Source organism: Ruminococcus sp. AM26-12LB (genome assembly GCF_003480785.1).
Classification (GTDB): Bacteria; Bacillota; Clostridia; order Lachnospirales; family Lachnospiraceae; genus Blautia_A; species Blautia_A fusiformis.
Genome location: NZ_QUJX01000004.1, coordinates 182,881 through 203,398 on the forward strand (window position 1 = coordinate 182,881; position 20,518 = coordinate 203,398).

The following is a 20,518-nucleotide window of genomic DNA, read 5'->3' on the forward strand; positions in this document are numbered from 1 at the left end:
TTTGAAGCGGAAAGGGATACAGCGGGAATCGGTCTTCCTTTCCGTCTGTATCCCTTTATATTCCACATCCGCAGGAATCTACCCTTCCCGCGGACTGCTCTGTCCCAATTGATTACTGGTTGCTTAAATACTGTTCAATGCTCTCCATCGCTGCATTCTCATCATCACCGTTGGCAGACAGTGTAATCTCTTCTCCAGCGTCAAGTCCCAGGGTCATCATTCCCATAATGCTCTTTGCATTGACTCTTTTTTTGCCAATCTCAACATAAATTTCACTGTTAAACTGGCTTGCCACCTGAACAAGCTGTGCTACAGGTCTTGCCTCCAGTCCAGTGGATAAGTTGATAGTGATTGGTTTTTTAATCATAATAGCTCCTCCTTGTTCTCCCGCAGCTCATCTGCGATCTCACTCAGCTTGCGAAGCCGGTGATTCACACCTGATTTGCCCACCTGCGGATTCAACATCATACCTAATTCTTTCAGTGTGGCATCCGGATACTGCAGTCTCAGCCTGGCTATCTGTGCCAGTCCATCGCTTAAGCTCTCAAAGCCGATAGTTCTGCTGATCAGCTGTATATCTTCCACCTGTCTCACTGCCGCATTTACCGTTTTATTGATATTCGCAGCCTCACAGTTCACCTTACGGTTTACCGTGTTACGCATTTCCTTAAGTATCCGGATGTTCTCCAGATCCATAAGGGCTACGTTCGCCTCCATGACTGCCAGCATGTCAACGATCTGCGCGCCTTCCTTCACATAGACCACATATGATTTCTTGCGCACCACAATTTTAGCTTCTACGTGAAAACTGCGGATAATCCCCTGTAATTGTTCTGCTTTCCTGCTGTCCGGACACACGATCTCAAAATGATACCCTTTCTCTGGATCACTGATCGAACCGGACGACAAAAAAGTACCGCGAATAAATGCCCGCTTGCAACAGTTCATCTGAACCACAAGCGAATTATCCATTTCAAGTAAACCGGTTTCGTTATCCACAGAAAGCTTTGTCCCCTGCAGTACTTCCTCTGTTCTGGCAGGATCCGTAACCTCAACAAGATATACCTTACCCCGTTTGAGATGAGACCCTTCCCGGATAACAATCGCTGTCTCTATATTAAAGGTTTTTCGCAATAATGTAAAGCTTTTTCTTGCAACTGCTTCATTTTCTGTCTGGATCCATAGTTTTCTGTTTCCATCCGACATTTTTTCCACACGGCCACAGCCGCAGAGCAGTGCCGCCAGTTCTGCTACCTGACAGTGCCTGGCCAGACTAAGCTGTCCTGCAAGTTCTTCTTTGACTTTTCCTGAAAATGACATCCCGAACCCTCTTTTACTGTTTCCCTGCCACTCTTTTCATCGCGGCAGTTATTTTTTCAGAAGTCTGTCCTTCTCCGCATCCCTGTGCTCCAGGCGGATGCCGTATTCATCCGATTTGGAAAGCCTGGAAAAAAGTTCTCTGGCAATAGTAACAGAACGATGTTTTCCCCCTGTACATCCGATACCGATCACAAGGCTTGTTTTCCCTTCTTTAATGTAGTTAGGGATCAGAAAACGGATCATATCCTCCAGTTTGTCCGCGAAGGCTTTCGCCGTATCACTGGCCATCACATAATTGAACACTTCATCGTCAAGGCCTGTCAGAGGACGCAGTTCATCCACATAATAGGGATTGGGAAGAAATCGCACATCAAACACAAGATCTGCATCTGCCGGGATTCCATACTTAAAGCCGAAGGAAAGCACAGAGATCATAATATTGCTGAACTCTCTGTCATCCACAAAGATCTTTTCGATTTCCTGGCGAAGCTCCCTGGTAAGCAGATGGCTGGTATCAATGATATAATCCGCACGTTTCCGGAGAAATTTTGTTTTCTCACGTTCTAGGCGGATTCCCTCATCCACTCTTCCTGCTCTTGCCAGCGGGTGGCTTCTTCTGGATTCTTTATAGCGTTTTACAAGGACAGAATCCTCTGCATCCATAAACAGGATCTCGTAATCATACCCGGTCTGCTTCATACGGTCCAGAACTACTTCCAGTTCATCAAGGGCACTTCCGCTTCTGGCATCGATCCCCAGAGCCACATTTCTAACATTTTCGCTCTGCATCTCAGGAAGAAGGGAAGCAAATTTTTCCAGAAGCTGGATTGGAAGATTATCCACGCAGAAATATCCCATATCCTCCAACATTTTAAGTGCAGCTGTTTTTCCTGCTCCTGACACTCCTGTAACGATCACAAAACGCATAGTCTCTCTTCCTTTCCATTTCTTCTTCCGTTATATGCAAAGCGTACATACGCATTCCTGTTCCCTCTGTTTCGTATCCTGGGTACCTGAAAGCCGGACTACGCTGAGCCTTTTAGGTCTGTGCAATCGGATCCACAGACAAGTAAGTGGTATAATTATTTTGAAACGATGTACCAGAAATGGTCATCAGGCTTCAAAATCACCCAGGAACTTCACCTCCGGTTCCAGCGTAACTCCATATTTCTTATAAACGATATCCCTGACATTATCCATCAGCGTGCGGACATCCCTGGCAGTTGCACCGCCTGCATTGATCACAAAGCCACAGTGTTTCTCAGAAACCTGTGCACCACCTACCTGATATCCAGCAAGACCGCTGTCCATGATCAGCTTACCTGCAAAATATCCCTCCGGTCTCTTAAAGGTACTTCCAGCACTGGGATACTCCAACGGCTGTTTGGTGGTACGACGGATCGTCAGATCTTTCATGGTCTCACGGATCACTTCCGGATTTCCCTCCTTCAGCTGCAGCTTTGCTTCCAGCACGATATAACCTGCGGTTTTGATGATGCTGGTACGATATCCCAGTTCCAGTTTATCTGCCGGAAGGGTAACGATCTCTCCCTCTTCATCCATCACAGTTACCTCTGTGAGAACATCCTTCATCTCGCCGCCATAGGCACCTGCATTCATCACAACCGCACCGCCCATAGTTCCCGGGATCCCGCCTGCAAACTCAAAGCCTGTAAGCGCTGCATTTTTTGCTGCTGCTGCCACCGATGAAAGCAGCGCACCTGCCTGTACGGTGATCTCTGTTCCTTCTACGGTAACGGCAGACATATTTTTGTAGATCTGGATAACCGCGCCACGGTAACCGCCGTCTCCTACCAGAAGATTACTTCCGTTTCCAAGGATAAAATAAGGGATTGCACTTTCTTTACAGATTTTTACGATACGCCCCACATCTGTGTCTTTATCCGGCATCAGAAAATAATCCGCCGGACCTCCGATCTTAAAAGTTGTATGACGGCTCATTGCTTCGCCTGTAAAAACACGTTCTTCTCCAAGAAGATCGCAGAACTTTTTTATGATTTCTGAATTCACTTTTTATTTCCTCAGTCTTTCTGTTTTATTTCTGTAAAGCAGACATTACTGTTCCGCCTTGACTCATGCTCATGAACTGGATCTGTCCGTGATCTGCGCTCAATTTCTCATTTGCTGTCAGCTGTGTGAAACGTTTCCGGCTGACAGTATATCCCGCACAACTTCTCCCGCCAGCAGATATCCCGCAGTCCCTGTCACAAAGGAAATATTTCCTTCGGCAGGCTTCTTCACCATAGTTCTTCTCCGTCTGAAAAGCTTTTCTTTTGCCGGTTGTTCTCTGGAATACAGTACTTTGAGTTTACGTATTCCCTGTTTACGCAGTTCTTTTTTTATGATCCTGGCCGCCGGGCATACTGTGGTCCTACTGATATCCGCAACCTCAAGTCTAGACGGGTCTATCTTGTCCCCAATGTCCAGGCAGGAGATCACAGGCACACGTCCCTCCCTTGCTCTGCTGATCAGAAGCAGTTTTGACGACAGTGTTCCCATTGTATCCACAATATAATCAAAGGAACGCAATTCAAACATTCCCGCAGTCTCCTCATTATAAAAGGTTTCGTAGGTATGCACCAAAATATTCTCATCAATATCCCGGATTCTCTTCTTGGCCGCCTCTACCTTGCTCATTCCCAGAGTAGAATGAAGTGCCAGCACCTGGCTTCCGATATTCGTCAATGTGATCTTTTCATGATCGATCAGTGTCAGACTCCCCACACCGCAGCGCGCAAGTGACTCTGCCACCTGTGATCCGGCTCCGCCAAGACCGAATACTGCAATTTTCGCCCTGCTGAGTTTTTTTACACCTGTATTTCCAACGAGCAATTCCATACGTGAAAAAGCATCCTGCATATCCGTCCTCCTGACACTGTTTTTTCTTTTGATTGAGAAAGACAGCGCCTGTCCGCCGCTGTCTATATTCTTTTTTATTATACTATCTCTGTCCGTAAATGTACAGATATTCTTGTTTTTTAAGATTTTCGCATAAAAAATTTATATTTTCTCATACTATTCCCATACAATCCCACAAGGAGGTTCTGTCCATGCTTCAACAGCTGATTCTGTGCTTTATCGGTTTCTGTGCCGGGATCATCGTTGCAGGAGGTGTCTCCGGACTGCTGATCGGCCTTTCCATTGTTCCCCGCTATGCAGGTATCACGCATACAGCTGACCAGATTTTTCTTTATGAAGATCTGACACTTCTGGGAACAGTTGCCGGAACCGTGGTCACCCTGTTTCCGATCAGAATTCCGCTGGGACCTTTTTTCCTGGCTGTCTGCGGAGTATTTTTCGGAATTTTCCTGGGCGGCTGGATCCTTGCACTGGCAGAAATCGCAAAAGTCTTTCCCGTCTTTGCCAGACGGCTGAAGCTCTCTCAGGGGCTTTCTCCGGTAATAATTTCCATTGCTGCCGGAAAAGCCCTGGGCTCCCTGTTTTATTATGCCATGAGCTGGATGTAATTCTTACTGTCACTCTACCATCTCACGAAAGGATTTTCCATATGCAAAATATCAACAAAAAAAAATATGAACAATATGTCAAGCAGCTTACTCCCACCCACAGTCTGCCGCTGAATATGGCAAAAGCTTTTCTCACAGGCGGACTGATCTGTCTTCTTGGACAGGTTATCTTAAACACAGCACAGGCTCTCGGTGCAGATGCTTCCGATTCCAGAACCTGGTGTTCTGTCATTCTCATTCTCTTAAGCGTCCTTCTCACAGGCTTTGGTATTTATCCCAAAATCGGCAAATTCGGCGGTGCAGGAAGTCTTGTTCCCATTACCGGATTCGCCAACTCAGTGGCTGCATCCGCCATTGAGTTCCGGGCAGAAGGACAGGTTTTCGGCATAGGGTGCAAGATCTTTACTATTGCAGGTCCTGTGATCCTCTACGGCATCTTAAGCGCCTGGGGACTGGGTGTGATCTATTATATCCTGAAGATCCTGGAGGTGATATCATGAGCAAAAATCTCAGACTTGGCGCAGCCAGCATTGCATTTTCACAGCCTTTGTATATCGAAAGCGCCGCATCCATCGTCAGTCAGAAAGAGGCGGACGGTCCTCTTGGAGATCTTTTTGACCTGGTCTGTGAAGATCCCATGTTTGGCTGTGACACCTGGGAATCTGCGGAAAGCACACTGCAGAAAGAAACTGCCACTCAGGCCATAAGCAAAGCCGGACTGAGCTCCGAAGATATCCATCTGATGTTCGCCGGAGATCTTCTCGCTCAGACATCAGCCACCTGTTTCGGCTCCGCTGGACTTGGAATTCCCTTTTACGGTCTTTACGGCGCCTGCTCCACCATAGGGGAAGCACTTTCTCTCGGTTCCCTTGCTCTGACCGCCGGATTCGGCACACGGGTCTTATGTGCCACCTCCAGCCATTTCGCAAGTGCGGAAAAAGAATTTCGTTTTCCCCTGGGATACGGAAACCAGCGGCCGTTTTCTGCCACCTGGACAGTAACCGGAAGCGGTGCCTGTATCCTAAGTACATCTCCTCCCGGAGAAAAAGCTCCTCTGCGCTCCGGCAAAAGCTGTGCTGCTATCACCGGCCTTACTGCCGGCCGTGTGATGGATTACGGTCTCAGGGATTCCATGAACATGGGAGGCTGTATGGCTCCTGCAGCCTGCGATACCATTGCACGAAGCTTTTCGGATTTCGGGCGGACGCCTTCGGATTATGATGCCGTCTTTACCGGGGATCTGGGGATCATCGGGCAGAAAATTCTCCTGGATCTTCTGGAGGAACAAAATATCCGGCTTTCTCCCATTCATAAAGACTGCGGTATCCTGATCTATGACAATCCTTCTCAGGACACCCACTCAGGAGGAAGCGGCTGCGGCTGTTCTGCTGTAGTCCTTGCCTCCTATATCCTTCCGAAGATTGTATCCGGAGAATGGAAGCGGATCCTTTTTGTACCAACAGGAGCGCTTCTTTCCAAAGTAAGCTTTAATGAAGGTGACAGTATTCCGGGTATTGCCCACGGAGTTGTCATCGAGCATATGGAGGTATGAGCATGGATTACTTTAACGCATTCTGGTTCGGCGGCCTTGTCTGTGCCCTGATCCAGATCCTTCTAGACAAGACAAAGCTGATGCCTGGCCGTGTGATGGTACTTCTGGTATGCAGCGGCGCCCTGTTAAGTGCCGTTGGCGTCTACCGGCCGCTGGTGGATTTTGCAGGTGCCGGGGCCTCCGTCCCGCTGATCGGTTTCGGACATGTATTATGGGAGGGTATGAAAAAAGCCATTGAAGAAGACGGCATCCTTGGGCTTTTTACAGGAGGCTTCACTGCCTGTGCTGCCGGAGTTTCCTCCGCCCTGATCTTCTCTTATCTAGCCAGTCTCTTCTTCCGTCCAAAAATGAAAAAATAATATTCCGGGAAAGGAGTTTTTTCTCATGAGTGATACTCTTTATCTGCAGCTGGATCAGAACATTGAAGTCACCAACCCACATGTATATCTTCAAGATATTGCTGCACTTTCCATGAGTGACCCCAAAATCCTCAATCGTCTGCGGGTCATGCCTGTGATCGTTCTGGATGCGAAAAAGCCCGGACGCTATGTGATGTCTGTCTCGGATCTTCTGAAAAAGATCCAGAAGCTGGAACCCTCCATTGATATTTCTCCCATCGGGGAAACGGATTTTATCATCACCTACCGCATCAGCTCTGCCACAGGGAAAATTTTCCGGTATGTAAAAATCCTTTTTGTATGCCTGGTTTCCTTTTTCGGCGCCGCTTTTTCCATTATGACCTTTAATAATGACGTAGATATGGGTAGCCTTTTTAGCCAGTTTTACACTCTTGTTACGGGAAAAAGTTCCTCCGGCTTTACCATCCTGGAGATTTCCTACTCCATCGGGATCGGCCTCGGCGTACTGATCTTCTTTAATCATTTCGGGCATCTGAAGCTAAGCGATGATCCCACACCTATGCAGGTGCAGATGCGGACCTATGAGGATGATGTAAACCGGACACTGATCGAACAGGCTGCACGAACAGAAAATCCAGAAACTGAATCATAACCAGAGCACACTCTCATATCCGTACAATTCCGCCGCCTGTCGCACAAAAAAAGCTCCCTGCAGATTTCTCTGCAAAGAGCTTTTTTTATATAATATGGGTTTACTTTTTTTCTGAAATGATATTTACAGAAGTCCTCCGATGGATAAGAACAGAGGAGCAAATACCAGTGATACAATAGTCATAAGCTTGATCAGGATGTTAATGGAAGGCCCTGATGTATCTTTGAACGGATCGCCGACTGTATCGCCGACAACGGCTGCTTTGTGCGCCTCGCTGCCTTTTCCGCCATGATGACCTGTCTCGATGTATTTTTTTGCATTATCCCATGCACCACCTGCGTTGGACATGAAGATTGCCATCAGTACACCTGTTACAAGCGCACCGGAAAGAAGTCCTCCAAGAGCCTCAACGCCAAGAACAACACCTACGATAACCGGAACAACGACCGCCATGATTCCAGGAAGCATCATTTCGTGAAGAGCTGCTGTTGTGGAGATCGCAACGCATGATTTGTAATCCGGTTTCTCGGTACCCTTCATGATACCCGGTTTCTCACGGAACTGGCGTCTTACTTCCTCGATCATCTTGTAAGCAGCCTTGGAAACGGATTCCATTGTGAAGGCCGAGAAGAGGAATGTAAGCATACCACCGATAAAGATACCGATCGTAACACGAGGAGCAAGGATATTGATCGCATCCAGATTTACTGCATTCGCATAAGATACAAACAGAGCAAGCGCTGTAAGAGCTGCGGAACCGATCGCGAAGCCTTTACCCATAGCTGCTGTTGTGTTACCTACAGAATCAAGCTTATCTGTGATCTCACGAACTGACTCATCCAGACCTGACATCTCTGCAATACCACCGGCATTGTCAGCGATGGGTCCATACGCGTCAACGGCAACTGTGATTCCTGTTGTGGAAAGCATACCAACTGCTGCAAGAGCGATTCCGTATAATCCATCCACACCGTATGCTACAAAAATACCAACACAGATCAGCAGGATCGGGAATGCTGTAGATTTCATACCTACTGCGATACCACTGATGATAGTTGTAGCTGCACCTGTCTCAGACTGCTCGCCGATTCCCTGAACCGGTTTGTAATCTGCAGATGTGTAATACTCTGTAATGTTTCCGATGATGACACCGACAACAAGACCTGCGATCACAGCAATGGCTGCCTTCATGTCTCCGAAGAGAGTCTTGCTGAGGATCAGGGACACGATGATAACAAGTGCTGCAGATACATAGCTTCCTCTTGTGAGGGCTTTCTGCGGATTGGAATTATCATCACCTTTTACAAAGAATGTTGCAATGATGGATGCGATCAGTCCACAGCCTGCAATAGCCAGCGGATAGAGAACACCGGAAACTGCTCCGGCTACCGCACCAAGTGTAAGGGCAGATACCAGAGATCCTACATAGGACTCAAAAAGGTCTGCACCCATACCGGCAACATCACCTACGTTATCACCTACGTTATCCGCGATAACAGCCGGATTACGAGGGTCATCCTCCGGGATTCCTGCCTCAACCTTACCTACAAGGTCAGCTCCTACGTCAGCTGCCTTTGTATAGATTCCACCACCAACACGTGCAAACAGTGCGATGGAAGAAGCACCAAGGCTGAATCCAGAAAGTACGTCAACGTTCTTTGTGATGATATACACAACGCTGACACCCAGTGCACCAAGACCTGCAACACACATACCCATAACAGCACCGCCGGAGAATGCAATGGAAAGAGCCTTGTTCATTCCTCCCTCTTTTGCTGCATTTGCTGTTCTTACATTAGCCTTTGTTGCAACGGTCATACCGCAGTATCCTGCGATTGTTGAAAACAGAGCACCTACTACGAAGCAGATTGCTGTTACCCAGCTTCCAACTCCGATTCCGATCAGTACAAAAAGTACGGCTACAAAAATAACCAGGATCTTGTACTCTGCTGTTAAGAAGGCGCGGGCACCTTCTGCGATCGCACCTGCGATCTCCTTCATTCTGTCTGTTCCTGCATCCTGCTTGCTGACCTTCGCTGCAAGGTATGCTGCGAACAGAAGTGCCAGTACTGCTGCCACCGGCACCAAATACATGTAGTTTTCCACTCTTTTTACCTCCGTTCATGTATTGTTAATACTTTATCACATTATTTTGCATATTTCAAATAGAATTTTCACTTAGTTTTTTATTAATATTGTGATATAATAAAAATTTATATAAATGGGATAAAAATTTTTTATATTATTGCTCGCATTTTTTCAGTTTCAGACAGCTTATATAATAGGAAGTTTTTTATATCTCTATTTGGACAAAATTTCCATTTTTCTTTCCAGAAGATTTTTTTCCAATAATTGTTTTTCTGCATTTTCGAATCCAATTCGTTCTATAGTCTCGGCAAAACGTTCTCCCTTTAATCCCTGGTCCTTAAAAAGCAGGATTGCCTTCTCAATAACATCCAGTGCCTCTTCCTCTGACGTAAAGATCCGGTTCAGGGCCTTTCCATGAGAAATTTTCTTTCCCCAGCGTCCACCGATATAGATCTTGAATCCGTAGGTACCGTCCGGGATGGAATGGAATGGACATTTTCCCACACACCTTCCGCAGTGTCTGCAAAGCTCCTCATCAATGTGCAGTTTCCCGTCAACGACTTTCGCCACTTTGTTTGGACATGCAGCTTCAATGGCACATTTTTTGCAGCCCTTGCATGCCTCGCTGTCAAAGTGCGGGATCCTCTGTCCGATGATCCCCACATCATTCAGATTTGGTTTCACACAGTTATTCGGGCATCCGCCTACTGCGATCTTAAATTTATGCGGCAGTGCAACCTGACGGTAGCCTTTATAGAATCTCCGGAAAATCTCTTCTGAAATTGCATAGGAATCCAGAAGTCCATACTGACAGGTGGTTCCCTTGCAGGATACTACCGGTCGGACCTTTGCTCCTGTTCCTCCTGTCTCCAGACCTTCCTTCGCAATAAATTCCTGAAACTCTTCGATCTTTTCGTAGGGGATTCCCTGGATCTCCACGGAAAGCCTGGTCGTGTAGGTAAGATTTCCGTTGCCGAATTTCTCTGCTGCTTCCGCCATACATCTGTGCTGTGCCGCTGTCACCTTTCCGTTTACAGTGATCACCCGTGCAGAAAATTCATCGGTTCCCCGGTTATTTAAAAAACCCTGCCCCTTCAGTCTTTTCTCTTCCTCTTTGCTTACAGTTAATGCTGACATATTTCCTCCTCCTGGTCTCACCGGCATTCCGATACTTTCCCACGGTATCGTTGCCCTGTATTTTGCAATGTTGAAATCGTTTTCACGTACTTCCTACTATACCACTTGAAGATGTATTTGAGAAATGATATTATTTTATAAAAATGATAGGTTTTACCTATATACCAATTTACAATAAAAGGAGATTCCATATGACCATCCGCCATCTCACTGTTTTTGCGGCCGTTGCGGAACAGGGCTCCATGAGTGCTGCTGCCAAACATCTTTATCTTTCCCAGCCAACAGTCAGTCAGGCCATCCGTGAGCTGGAAGCTCATTATAACGGCCTTCTCTTTGAACGTCTTGGAAAAAAGCTTTATCTCACAGAACGGGGAAAGCTTCTTCTTCCCCATGCCCGTGAAATGATCCGCCAGTTTCAGCAGCTGGAAGAGCTGATGCAGAACCAGGGACAGTCTTCCACCCTGAAGCTTGGCTCCACCCTCACTGTGGGAACCTGCCTGACCCCATCCATTATCCTGGATCTGCAGAAAAAAATCCCGGACCTTGACGTTTACTCCTTTGTCACCAACACGCAAAATATCGAACAGAAGCTTCTGCGTTCTGAGCTGGACGCTGCTGTGGTAGAAGGTGAGATCCATTCCCCGGACCTTGTCGTTCTTCCCATCATCGACGACTGTCTGGTCCTTGCCACCGGAAAAAAGCATCCGTTTTACCGCAGAGGACGCATCCATGTCCAGGAGCTGAACAACCAGAAATTTGCAGTCCGGGAATATGGAAGCGGTACCAGACAGCTTTTTGAGGATTACACCCTTCGCCATGATCTGAAAATCCGGACTGCCTGGGAAGCCAACAGTCCGCAGGCACTGCTGAACGCAGTGCTGTATAACCAAATGCTCTCTGTTATGTCCATACGTCTTATGCATCATGAGATCCGTCACCGTTCAGTCCGGGTCTTCTGCAACGAAGCAGGGGAATGGAACCGGAAATTCAAGCTGGTCTATCACAAGAATAAATTTCTTACCCCTGCTATCTTTGAGCTGGAAAAGATCCTTCACACCTATCAGCAGCTAGAACTGCCCTCTGTCATGGGTGTTCTGGAACAGGAATAAGCAGGGGACTTACCTGATCCAGTAAAAAAACGGCCGCACATATCGCTCTTACGATATGTACAGCCGTTTTTCGTTTTTTTCTCACCCGACAGGGTCGGATCTTTTTTTGAACCGGATATTTAGTTTGATTCGTTGAACACGTTTTTATCCAGTGCACCGTTCTGGTGTGCAACGATGGTTGTGCAGACTGCATCACCGGTAATGTTAACCGCTGTTCTGGTCATATCCAGGATACGGTCAATACCCATGATCAGACCAATTGCCTCAACCGGAAGTCCTACAGAGTTAAATACCATGGTCAGAGTAACAAGACCAACACTTGGTACACCGGCAGTTCCTACGGAAGCAAGGGTTGCAGTTCCGATAACTGTCACATAATCCATCGGACTTAAGTGGATACCAAAAGCCTGTGCCGCAAATACTACGGCAACACCCTGCATGATAGAGGTACCGTCCATGTTGATGGTAGCTCCAAGAGGAATGGTGAATGAAGAAATCTTCTTGGAAACACCCACTTTTTTGGACAGGGTATCAATGGACATCGGGATCGTGGCATTGGATGTAGCTGTTGAGAATGCAAATGCCATAACCGGGAAAAATTTCTTGATGAATTTTATCGGATTCAGTCCTGTGAAGATCTTCAGCAGGATCTGGTATACGCCGAAGCACTGGATTGCCAGTGCAAGGAGAACACCGATCATATATTTTGCCAGTGGGATAAATGCGCTGAAACCGATGTTTGCAAAGGTTCTGCTGATAAGGCAGAATACACCGATCGGTGCAAGTGCCATGATCATCATGGTCATCTCCATCATGATGTCATTGAACTGGCTGAAAAAGTTCGCTACTGTCTCTGCGCGCTCTCCCATTTTCGCAAGGATCACACCCACGATCAGGGCAAATACGATAACCTGAAGCATGGTTCCGCTTGCCAGGGAATTGATCGGATTGTCCGGAATGATATTCAGGATGGTATCCGTAAGAGAGGTCGCCTCCATAGTCTCCACAGAGGAAGCGGAGGACTGAATAGAGCTCATATCGAGTCCCACACCCGGATTGATCAGATTACCTACCGTCAGAGCAACCGAAACAGCCAGAGCTGTAGTTGCCAGATAAAATACCAGTGTTCTCACACCTACGGTTCCAAGCTTCTTGGTATCACCGATGGACATACTTCCGCAGACAAGGGAACAGAATACCAACGGTACAACCAGCATTTTCATCAGACGGATAAATCCCTGTCCGATCACATAAAGGATTCCCTCCACGATCACATCTTTCTTGAAGCTGCTGTCAGGAACCAGGTAACAGAGAATGATTCCCAGTATCGCACCTGCGATCAGCGCCACAAAGATCTTCGTGGTAAGGCCCATTTTCTTTTTCTGCTGTGTTTTCTCTTTTATATTTTTCTCTTTCATTCTAGTCCTCCGCTCTTTCATCCATATATTCTTTCAGCGATGCTTTCCAGTCCGGCATGTCATACACTTCAATAATACGGAGGATAAAATTATCAAGGACAGCATATGGCGGTCTGACAGAAGAAAGATCTGACTGCTCTGTCGGCACGGATCTCAGTTCGATCTCCTTTCCTGCAAGGCGAAGGATCTCGGTTGCAAACTCATAACGGTTGCATACACCGCTGCAGGTTACGTGATAAGTTCCATATTCGTTGGTATCGATAAGATACAGGATCATTCTTGCCAGATCCTTGGCGCTGGTCGGTGATCCGAACTGATCCGAAGCAACGGAAAGCGCCTGGCCTTTTTCTGCTGTCTCCAGCACACGGTTTACAAAATTGTTTCCGCCTTTTCCGTATACCCAGTTGCTTCGGATAATGAAATGTTTGTGTGTAAACTCTTTTACATAGTTCTCTCCGGCTCTCTTGGAACGGCCGTAAACAGTCAGCGGATTGGTATCGTCAAACTCTGTATACGGTTTTTTGCTCTTTCCGTCGAAAACATCATCTGTGGAAAGCTGGACGATCTTTGCCCCGCATTTTCTTGCCACGATGCTTAAGTTTCTTGCTCCCAGTGCGTTGACACGGTATGCATGTTCCGGATTCTTCTCACACTCATCGGTATCTGTGATACCGGTGCAGTTGATGATCACATCCGGACGGTTAATGGAACCGAAGTTGATCACTTCATCTGTGTCTGTGATATCCAGCTCATCAAGATCTGTGTTCAGAGTCTCGATCTGCATTGGATCCAGAACATCATTCAGTGCCCGTCCGATCTGTCCGTTGGCACCTGCGATCCATACTTTTAACATCTTTCTACCTCCCTGGTGTAATATGTGTGATATATAAAATAAAGAGACATTGATTTAGATCAAAACCAATGCCCCTTTAACCTATATACTGTAATATATTTTATCAATATCACAAAAAACTGTCAAGAAAAAAGCCCCTGTTTCCATAAGGTTCCTGCTGCTGATGTTACTGCCCACCAGCAGTATTTCCTCAAGATGTTTTTGTGAACAGAATTTACAGAAATCCTGAGGATCGGGAGTTCCATAACTCCCGATTTTGTATTGTAAATTCTGTCCCATGAATTATAATCTAAACAGGAGATCATCTAAAAACACATACAAAGGAGAAACTTATGAAAAAGCTAAAAAAATTAACATCTCTGCTATTTCTGTTCTGCTGTCTTTGCTTCTGTCTGATCCTGTTTCCACAGACAGCCCGGGCAGGCTCTCTTACGCCAACCGCACAGGACAATCTCAATGTCAGGTTACGCCGTACCTCTGATCTTATTCCTGTTTCTGGCGGATACATGAGGATCTTCCACCAGAAAAATTCTGTCGGCGTTGAATATTACGATAATGATCTGAAGATCAGAAGCAAGCGCAAGATCAACATGGAGCTTCCACTGTGGGGTGGCTTTTATGCCGGATCTGACGGATATTATCTGGTAGAAGGCCAGACAAACAACAAAGAAAACGATTCCGCTGAGGTCATCCGCGTTATCCGCTACGATACAAACTGGAACCGGAACGGTGCAGCAGCAATTACCAGTAACCCGGAGCTTTTTGGCGGTGAGGTCCGCACGCCCTTTGACTATGGCTGTGTGGAAATGACAGAAAGCAACGGCAAACTCTATGTTGTTACCGGTCACGAAGGATATGTGGATCCCTCTGTCGGTCAGGGACATCAGGGCTTCCTTATGGCCGAGATCGACCAGGCAACCATGAAAGGAAAGATCGTTTCCTGCGATCTGTGGCATTCCTTTGCACAGTATATCAAATCACAAGGTTCTTATCTCTACGTACTGGAGCAGAGTGAGGGTTCACGATGTACAAAGCTTTCCAGATACGACAGCACTACACTTGCCTGCACCACCATAGAGCTTTTGCCATACGGAGGCTCACATACTTCTGTGTGGGCACTGGCCTGCTACGCAAGCGTTGACGGCATGGCTGTTTCCTCTGACAGTGTATTATGCGTTGGCACTTCCATCGATCAGTCCAAATATGATAAGGTATCTGAAAACACGCCTCATAACCTTTATCTGTCCGTCACACCAATGTCTGACTTTTCCGAAAAAGCAACCACTACCAGGAAGCTTACCAACTTTACAGGCGGAGGAAAAAGCTTTGCGGGCGTAAAGATCACCAAAATAAATGACAACCGTTTTATGATTTCCTGGGAAGAATACGTCTCCGACGATAACAAGAAAAACTCTTCCGCTAACGATCCGCTCTCTTCCAGCACCCTTCATTATCTTTTTGTGGACGGAAAGGGAAAGAGTCTCAGCAAAGAGTTTACAACAGCTGCTCCGATTTCTGACTGTCAGCCTGTGGTAAAGGATTCCAGGGTCGTTTATTATGCTTCAAACTCCAACACCTTGAACTTTTATTCCATTAATTCCGACAACGGAAAAGCTGACAAAAAAACTTACCATATCGCAGGTGACAACGCAACCTGGAATTTCAAAAACGGTATCCTTACGATCTCCGGCTACGGACCACTTTCTATTTCCACAGAGGAAAACCAACGATACCCGGTCTCTTCAACAAAAGGCTGGTTTATCTTCTCCAACGATTCCTCCTGGAAAGCTATCAAAAACCAGATCAGAAAGGTAATAATAAAGCCCGGGATCACAAGTATTTCCGAAAGGGCCTTTGTTTATCTTCCTGAGCTGAAAGAAGTGGACATCCAGAAAGGGGTCACAAAGATCGGAAAAGAAGCTTTCGCCTACTGTAACAAGCTATCCAGGATCAACATACCTGATACTGTTAAAAGCATTGGAACGGATGCTGTGTGGTGCGGCTATTACTGGTCTGACAGCTCTCATGCATATTTTTGCAAGATCCATGCTCCGTACGGATCTTACGCAGTTACATATGCCAAGAAAAACAATATCAGCTATGCATGCAATATTTCCGATGCAGCTGTAACAGGGATCAAAAAAACATATACCTATACAGGCTCTGACATAAAGCCCGTTCCAACCGTAACTCTTGGAAAAGCAAAGCTTTCTGGCATCAATGATTATCATGTGACATACCAGAACAATAAAAAAGCAGGAACTGCTACCCTGAAGATCATCGGTGATAACCATTTCTACGGAACCATCACCTTAAATTTCCAGATCACTCCTGCAGCCACACCAAAGCCACAGACTGCAAAAACATTCCGGGATGCTTATAATGTCTACACAGTCAATACCACCGGGACTTCCGTAGCACTAAAGGGACCACGTTCACGCAATACTGTCACTGCAAAGATTCCGGCCACTGTCAAAGCTAACGGAAAAACCTACAAAGTCACAGCCATTGCAGCCAATGCCTTCAAAAACTGTAAAAACCTGAAACAGGTAACGATTTCAGGAAATATCACAAGCATAGGTGCCGGAGCCTTCCAGGGATGCACAAGTCTTCGTACTGTAAAAATCGGTTCCCGAGTTTCTGCGATCGGCACAAAAGCTTTCTGTGACTGTAAGGCCCTTACCTCTGTCACCATACAGACAGGACGTCTTACTTCCAAAAGCTCAGGTAAATATATCTTCACAAGAGCAGGTCAGAATAATTACAAAAAACTGACTGTAAAGGTTCCGGCAAGCAGACTTTCCTCTTACAAAAAGCTGTTTCAGAGCCAGGGTCTGTCCACACAGGCCAGGGTTATCAAATAGTCAGAATCGTACCTTGCATTTCCACGTCCCTTATGCTATACTCAGTTTCGCTGCAAAAGCCCGCAAAAACCAAGGTCGTACAGGGCTTACAAGGCGGTCACCGCCTATAAATGTGCCGAGTGTTCGTGACCTTCCACTCGTAAAACAAAACTAAAGGAGAATAAAAAACATGAAAAACAAAGGTACTCATTTTCTGGTACAGGGAGCTGCCATTGCAGCTGTATATGTTGTCCTGACACTGGTATTCGCGCCACTTAGCTTCGGTGAAGTTCAGATCCGGTTTTCCGAGGCGCTGACCGTGCTTCCGTTCTTCACACCGGCTGCCATCCCGGGACTGTTTGTGGGATGTATCATTGCCAATCTTCTTGGCGGTGCGATTCCGGTTGACATCATTTTCGGAAGCATTGCCACACTTATCGGTGCATTCTTTACCTACAAGCTTCGCAATACAGGCAAATGGACAGCCCCGATCCCGCCGATCGTTTCCAACATTGTGATCGTTCCTCTTGTGCTTCGTTACGGATATGGCATTAACCTTCCTATCCCGTTTATGATGCTCACAGTAGGAGCCGGCGAATTTATCTCAGCCGGTGTGATCGGTATGATCCTTCTTGGAGCACTTTCCAAATACAAAAATGTACTTTTTCATAAAAAAGCAGCAGTCTGACTAAATCTGCTGCCCACAAAAAGGAGCCATGAGAAAACAGCAGCATTTCTCATGGCTCTCTTTTATTTTTTCTCTGCGGATTCCTGCAGACTGCGCAGGATCCTCTTTTCCATTCTGGATACCTGTACCTGGGATACGCCAAGCTCATGGGCGATCTCCATCTGGGTCATGTTCTGAAAATACCGCATATAGATCAACCTCCGCTCCTTTGCCTCCAGAGTCCCCAGTATCTCTTCCAGAAAAATCCTGTCCAGTACTTTTTCCTGCCGATTTTCTTTTTCCGGAAGCTTGTCCATCAGAGAAATCTCCGTTCCCTCACCCTGATAGATCGTTTTGTGAAGAGATTCCACCTCTGCACCGGATTCCATGGTCATTACCAGTTCTTCTATGGAAATTCCCATTTCCTCTGCCATTTCTCCCGTCGTAGGTTCCCGCTCCAGCCGGCGTGTCAGTGCTTCTCTCACCTGATAGATCCTGTAGTGGTTTTCCTTCAGAGAACGGCTTACCTTCAGTATCCCGTCGTCCCTGAGATAACGTTTGATCTCTCCGATGATCATGGGAACGGCATAGGTGGAAAATTTCACATCATAGGACATGTCAAACTTATCCACAGCTTTCAGAAGTCCGATGCTGCCGATCTGGAACAGATCCTCCATCTCCACCCCTCGTCCCAGAAAACGCTTTGCCACACTGTATATCAGTCCTGTATTTTCCTCAAACAAAAGATCTCTTGCCGCTTTATCCCCCTGGTGTGCACGCCCGATGAGGACAAGAGTACGATCCATAGTTACCTCCTGATGATCTTTTTCATGTGCACTGTAGTTCCACGGCCAACCTCCGATTCCACCTGAAGCTCATCCATAAACGCCTCCATGAATGTAAACCCCATACCGGAGCGGTCTTTATCAGCCTTTGTGGTAAACAGAGGCTCCATGGCTTTTTTGATATCCGGGATCCCGGCTCCGTGATCTGTCACATCTACCTGAAGCTCCTGCCCCCGGAGACGACATTCTACCCGGATCTTATGTATCTCTCCTTCATACCCGTGTATGATGCAGTTGGTCACTGCCTCCGATACTGCGGTCTTCAGATCCGAAATTTCCTCCAGCGTAGGATTCAGCTGTGTGCAGAATGAAGCCACAGCAACTCTTGCCAGTGCTTCATTTACCGGTCTGCTGTCAAAAATGATCGTCATTTCATTTGTGTTTTCCATCATAAACACCCTCCTGTTCACCTGCCGATTTTTTAATTCCACAGATTTCAATATATTTTCCCACTCCGGATAGCCGTAAAAGCTTTGCAATATGACTGTTCACATTGACAACCTGCACACATTTCCCCCTCATGCCAAGTGCCCGGTACCTACCCATCAGCAGACCGATCCCGGAACTGTCCATAAAAACGGTCTCTGAGAAATCAAAAATCATATTTTTTATATAGTTATGTCCAATAATTCGGTCTGAATCTCTCCGAATCTCATCAGAAGCCGGATGATCCAGTTCCGCCGGAAGATGTACAGTCAGCACGGTTCCGGATTTTTCAAAACCTGATGTCATTCTATCATTCCCCCATTTTTGATTTTTTATTCCATTTCTCATGACCAAAGGGTAAAAAAAGAGGAATGCGCCAACGCACATTCCCCTTATCCGAGGTTTCTCCTCTGTATGAGTTATGATCTTTTTTATTCTGTATAACCTCCATCGTAAGAGGAATCCTCATCTCCTCCGTCACTGTAGCTGCTGTCTTCTCCGGAATCTCCGTCAGGGCTCTGTGCATCTTCTCCCGCCGAAGCTGCGGCATCCGCTCCAGCTTCAGCTGTTCCATCTGTGCTGCTGTCAGCACTGGACGTTCCGCCAGAAGCTCCGCTCTCGATCCCGCTTACACCGGTCTTTCCGCTGATAGTACTGTAAATCCCCTTTGCAGAATCTGACAGTGTATCCACATATACCTTCTGTAGTTCCAGCGCCGCTGTATCCAAATCCTCCTGCTGCATGGCAGTATATGCATTAAACAAAGCCTCATAGCTCTGACTGCGTTTCTGCTCTTCCTCTGCCTGCTTGGCAACTGCATCTGCCGTATCACTGGACTGGGCAGCTTCTCCCTGAGCTTTGGTAAGCTCCACGCTCTGGCTGGAAAGAGAATCACTGTACTGTATGATCTGCTGATTGGCCTGCCTGTAAATATCCTGTTTCACAGCCGGCAGTACAAGGAGCCAGAATGCTGCCGCCCCTGCCGCAAATCCAAGTACCGTGGTAAAGAAAAGTGATATCTTTGATCTTTCTTTATAAGACGACGGCCTTACAACGATTTCTCCTGAAATATTATCATTCTCATTTTTTTCATTTCCAAACAAGCCCTTACGCCGTTTTTCCATCTTTGTGGTAACACCCGTCTGCTCGTCAACTTCACGCAGGAAACGAAGTGTGGTGGTATTGGTCTTGTCGATCCTGGCTGCTTTTTTCAGGGTTCTTCTCGCCTTATTCCACTCCTGATTCTTCATCTGGATCAGAGCAAGAAGATGATACCCCTTGATCAGCTTGGGATTCTGGGACAGGATCTTTTTCAGGCGGATGGCCGCCATATCCTCATGGCCTTCCCTACACATGGCGAGGGCATTGTTATATTTCTTGATGCTTTCGTTGATTGTTTCCAGTTTGTTCTGGTTTGCCTGAAGCCTGGCAATATATTCTGAAGCCAGATTTCGGTTCTTCTGGATATTCTTGCTGATGACCCACTCACTCAGTGCGGCAACCACCTCACCGGTCTCAAAATATACAAGACCAAGAAGATTTCTTGCACGGATATTCCGTTTGTCATAAGCAAGACTTTGCTTCAGACAGCTGATCGCCCCGGACAGATCCCGGATGCTGGCTTTTTCCAGCCCCTGATTATAATAAAGCTTGGAAAGATAATCCACCTTCTTCTGGATCAGTACATTGGCTCCACAGTGCGGACAATAATCCAGATCTGTATCCGTCAGGAACGCTCCACAGTTTATGCAGTTCATCCAC

The 20,518-nt window shown here is 46.7% G+C and carries 21 protein-coding genes; 8 read left to right on the top strand and 13 right to left on the bottom strand.

What is annotated here, in order from left to right; translation table 11 throughout:
• Window positions 1-112: 112 nt before the first annotated feature.
• From DW694_RS04225 to DW694_RS04245, 5 genes are all read right to left on the bottom strand, one after another.
• Complete coding sequence (locus DW694_RS04225) at window positions 113-367, bottom strand: HPr family phosphocarrier protein (RefSeq protein WP_015526913.1); 255 nt, start codon at window positions 365-367, stop codon at window positions 113-115.
• Window positions 364-1,320, bottom strand: a complete 957-nt coding sequence (gene whiA / locus DW694_RS04230) for a DNA-binding protein WhiA (RefSeq protein ID WP_015526912.1) — start codon at window positions 1,318-1,320, stop codon at window positions 364-366. The genes DW694_RS04225 and whiA overlap by 4 nt, the downstream gene beginning before the upstream one ends.
• A 48-nt stretch (window positions 1,321-1,368) precedes the next feature.
• Window positions 1,369-2,247 (bottom strand): RNase adapter RapZ, encoded by an 879-nt coding sequence (gene rapZ / locus DW694_RS04235; RefSeq protein WP_015526911.1) that lies wholly within the window; start codon window positions 2,245-2,247, stop codon window positions 1,369-1,371.
• Between the two features lie 186 nt (window positions 2,248-2,433).
• Window positions 2,434-3,351 carry a UDP-N-acetylmuramate dehydrogenase gene (murB, locus tag DW694_RS04240; protein WP_021650759.1) on the bottom strand — a complete coding sequence of 306 codons (918 nt, stop codon included), beginning with the start codon at window positions 3,349-3,351 and terminating at the stop codon, window positions 2,434-2,436.
• Between the two features lie 117 nt (window positions 3,352-3,468).
• Window positions 3,469-4,200: a tRNA threonylcarbamoyladenosine dehydratase gene (locus DW694_RS04245; RefSeq protein ID WP_044961026.1), complete on the bottom strand. Its 732-nt coding sequence runs from the start codon at window positions 4,198-4,200 to the stop codon at window positions 3,469-3,471.
• Window positions 4,201-4,391: 191 nt separating this feature from the next.
• Between DW694_RS04245 and DW694_RS04250 the strand changes: the two genes are divergently transcribed.
• Genes DW694_RS04250 through DW694_RS04270 form a run of 5 tightly spaced genes read left to right on the top strand, consistent with a single transcriptional unit; the run spans window position 4,392 to window position 7,371 of the window.
• Window positions 4,392-4,808 carry a stage V sporulation protein AB gene (locus DW694_RS04250; protein WP_015526908.1) on the top strand — a complete coding sequence of 139 codons (417 nt, stop codon included), beginning with the start codon at window positions 4,392-4,394 and terminating at the stop codon, window positions 4,806-4,808.
• Window positions 4,809-4,849: 41 nt separating this feature from the next.
• A complete protein-coding gene (locus DW694_RS04255; protein ID WP_092069540.1) occupies window positions 4,850-5,308 on the top strand; it encodes a SpoVA/SpoVAEb family sporulation membrane protein in 459 nt (152 codons plus the stop codon).
• Window positions 5,305-6,360, top strand: a complete 1,056-nt coding sequence (locus tag DW694_RS04260) for a stage V sporulation protein AD (protein ID WP_118752596.1) — start codon at window positions 5,305-5,307, stop codon at window positions 6,358-6,360. Before DW694_RS04255 ends, DW694_RS04260 begins: the two co-directional genes overlap by 4 nt.
• Window positions 6,361-6,362: 2 nt before the next feature.
• Entirely contained in the window at window positions 6,363-6,719 is a 357-nt protein-coding gene (locus DW694_RS04265; RefSeq protein ID WP_059085334.1) for a SpoVA/SpoVAEb family sporulation membrane protein, read from the top strand.
• 25 nt (window positions 6,720-6,744) lie between these two features.
• Window positions 6,745-7,371 (top strand): stage V sporulation protein AA, encoded by a 627-nt coding sequence (locus tag DW694_RS04270; RefSeq protein WP_118512999.1) that lies wholly within the window; start codon window positions 6,745-6,747, stop codon window positions 7,369-7,371.
• Between the two features lie 123 nt (window positions 7,372-7,494).
• Here DW694_RS04270 and DW694_RS04275 read toward each other — a convergent pair whose 3' ends face one another.
• Both DW694_RS04275 and DW694_RS04280 read right to left on the bottom strand, forming a co-directional pair.
• On the bottom strand, window positions 7,495-9,477 hold the full coding sequence (locus DW694_RS04275) for a sodium-translocating pyrophosphatase (RefSeq protein WP_044961021.1): 1,983 nt from the start codon (window positions 9,475-9,477) through the stop codon (window positions 7,495-7,497).
• Between the two features lie 195 nt (window positions 9,478-9,672).
• Window positions 9,673-10,596, bottom strand: coding sequence for a 4Fe-4S binding protein (locus tag DW694_RS04280; protein WP_021977051.1), 924 nt, complete (start codon window positions 10,594-10,596; stop codon window positions 9,673-9,675).
• A gap of 191 nt (window positions 10,597-10,787) precedes the next feature.
• Between DW694_RS04280 and DW694_RS04285 the strand changes: the two genes are divergently transcribed.
• Window positions 10,788-11,705 carry a LysR family transcriptional regulator gene (locus DW694_RS04285; RefSeq protein ID WP_118368439.1) on the top strand — a complete coding sequence of 306 codons (918 nt, stop codon included), beginning with the start codon at window positions 10,788-10,790 and terminating at the stop codon, window positions 11,703-11,705.
• A 119-nt stretch (window positions 11,706-11,824) separates the two neighbouring features.
• Here the strand turns inward: DW694_RS04285 and DW694_RS04290 are convergent, their stop codons facing one another.
• Window positions 11,825-13,123, bottom strand: a complete 1,299-nt coding sequence (locus DW694_RS04290; RefSeq protein ID WP_015526900.1) for a dicarboxylate/amino acid:cation symporter — start codon at window positions 13,121-13,123, stop codon at window positions 11,825-11,827.
• Window position 13,124: 1 nt separating this feature from the next.
• A complete protein-coding gene (rfbD, locus tag DW694_RS04295) occupies window positions 13,125-13,976 on the bottom strand; it encodes a dTDP-4-dehydrorhamnose reductase (RefSeq protein WP_015526899.1) in 852 nt (283 codons plus the stop codon).
• A gap of 332 nt (window positions 13,977-14,308) precedes the next feature.
• On the opposite strand from rfbD, the gene DW694_RS04300 reads away from it, so the two are divergent.
• Both DW694_RS04300 and DW694_RS04305 read left to right on the top strand, forming a co-directional pair.
• Complete coding sequence (locus tag DW694_RS04300; RefSeq protein ID WP_118368438.1) at window positions 14,309-16,840, top strand: leucine-rich repeat domain-containing protein; 2,532 nt, start codon at window positions 14,309-14,311, stop codon at window positions 16,838-16,840.
• A gap of 169 nt (window positions 16,841-17,009) precedes the next feature.
• A complete protein-coding gene (locus DW694_RS04305; protein WP_015526895.1) occupies window positions 17,010-17,507 on the top strand; it encodes a QueT transporter family protein in 498 nt (165 codons plus the stop codon).
• Window positions 17,508-17,569: 62 nt separating this feature from the next.
• On the opposite strand, the gene DW694_RS04310 is transcribed toward DW694_RS04305, so the two are convergent.
• The 4 genes from DW694_RS04310 to DW694_RS04325 all read right to left on the bottom strand — a co-directional run bounded on the left by DW694_RS04310 (window position 17,570) and on the right by DW694_RS04325 (window position 20,514).
• Window positions 17,570-18,292, bottom strand: coding sequence for a SigF/SigG family RNA polymerase sporulation sigma factor (locus DW694_RS04310; protein WP_021650746.1), 723 nt, complete (start codon window positions 18,290-18,292; stop codon window positions 17,570-17,572).
• 2 nt (window positions 18,293-18,294) lie between these two features.
• On the bottom strand, window positions 18,295-18,720 hold the full coding sequence (spoIIAB, locus tag DW694_RS04315; RefSeq protein WP_015526893.1) for an anti-sigma F factor: 426 nt from the start codon (window positions 18,718-18,720) through the stop codon (window positions 18,295-18,297).
• Entirely contained in the window at window positions 18,704-19,063 is a 360-nt protein-coding gene (locus tag DW694_RS04320; protein ID WP_044961012.1) for an anti-sigma factor antagonist, read from the bottom strand. The genes spoIIAB and DW694_RS04320 overlap by 17 nt, the downstream gene beginning before the upstream one ends.
• A gap of 125 nt (window positions 19,064-19,188) precedes the next feature.
• Window positions 19,189-20,514 carry a hypothetical protein gene (locus DW694_RS04325; protein ID WP_118752597.1) on the bottom strand — a complete coding sequence of 442 codons (1,326 nt, stop codon included), beginning with the start codon at window positions 20,512-20,514 and terminating at the stop codon, window positions 19,189-19,191.
• Between the last annotated feature and the right edge of the window lie 4 nt (window positions 20,515-20,518).

Bases quoted from the DNA above. Each gene is read 5' to 3' on its own strand.
- DW694_RS04225 (WP_015526913.1), bottom strand. From the start codon at position 367: ATGATTAAAAAACCAATCACTATCAACTTATCCACTGGACTGGAGGCA.
- whiA (WP_015526912.1), bottom strand. From the start codon at position 1,320: ATGTCATTTTCAGGAAAAGTCAAAGAAGAACTTGCAGGACAGCTTAGT.
- rapZ (WP_015526911.1), bottom strand. From the start codon at position 2,247: ATGCGTTTTGTGATCGTTACAGGAGTGTCAGGAGCAGGAAAAACAGCT.
- DW694_RS04245 (WP_044961026.1), bottom strand. From the start codon at position 4,200: ATGCAGGATGCTTTTTCACGTATGGAATTGCTCGTTGGAAATACAGGT.
- DW694_RS04250 (WP_015526908.1), top strand. From the start codon at position 4,392: ATGCTTCAACAGCTGATTCTGTGCTTTATCGGTTTCTGTGCCGGGATC.
- DW694_RS04255 (WP_092069540.1), top strand. From the start codon at position 4,850: ATGCAAAATATCAACAAAAAAAAATATGAACAATATGTCAAGCAGCTT.
- DW694_RS04260 (WP_118752596.1), top strand. From the start codon at position 5,305: ATGAGCAAAAATCTCAGACTTGGCGCAGCCAGCATTGCATTTTCACAG.
- DW694_RS04265 (WP_059085334.1), top strand. From the start codon at position 6,363: ATGGATTACTTTAACGCATTCTGGTTCGGCGGCCTTGTCTGTGCCCTG.
- DW694_RS04270 (WP_118512999.1), top strand. From the start codon at position 6,745: ATGAGTGATACTCTTTATCTGCAGCTGGATCAGAACATTGAAGTCACC.
- DW694_RS04280 (WP_021977051.1), bottom strand. From the start codon at position 10,596: ATGTCAGCATTAACTGTAAGCAAAGAGGAAGAGAAAAGACTGAAGGGG.
- DW694_RS04285 (WP_118368439.1), top strand. From the start codon at position 10,788: ATGACCATCCGCCATCTCACTGTTTTTGCGGCCGTTGCGGAACAGGGC.
- DW694_RS04290 (WP_015526900.1), bottom strand. From the start codon at position 13,123: ATGAAAGAGAAAAATATAAAAGAGAAAACACAGCAGAAAAAGAAAATG.
- rfbD (WP_015526899.1), bottom strand. From the start codon at position 13,976: ATGTTAAAAGTATGGATCGCAGGTGCCAACGGACAGATCGGACGGGCA.
- DW694_RS04300 (WP_118368438.1), top strand. From the start codon at position 14,309: ATGAAAAAGCTAAAAAAATTAACATCTCTGCTATTTCTGTTCTGCTGT.
- DW694_RS04305 (WP_015526895.1), top strand. From the start codon at position 17,010: ATGAAAAACAAAGGTACTCATTTTCTGGTACAGGGAGCTGCCATTGCA.
- DW694_RS04310 (WP_021650746.1), bottom strand. From the start codon at position 18,292: ATGGATCGTACTCTTGTCCTCATCGGGCGTGCACACCAGGGGGATAAA.
- spoIIAB (WP_015526893.1), bottom strand. From the start codon at position 18,720: ATGGAAAACACAAATGAAATGACGATCATTTTTGACAGCAGACCGGTA.
- DW694_RS04320 (WP_044961012.1), bottom strand. From the start codon at position 19,063: ATGACATCAGGTTTTGAAAAATCCGGAACCGTGCTGACTGTACATCTT.
- DW694_RS04325 (WP_118752597.1), bottom strand. From the start codon at position 20,514: ATGAACTGCATAAACTGTGGAGCGTTCCTGACGGATACAGATCTGGAT.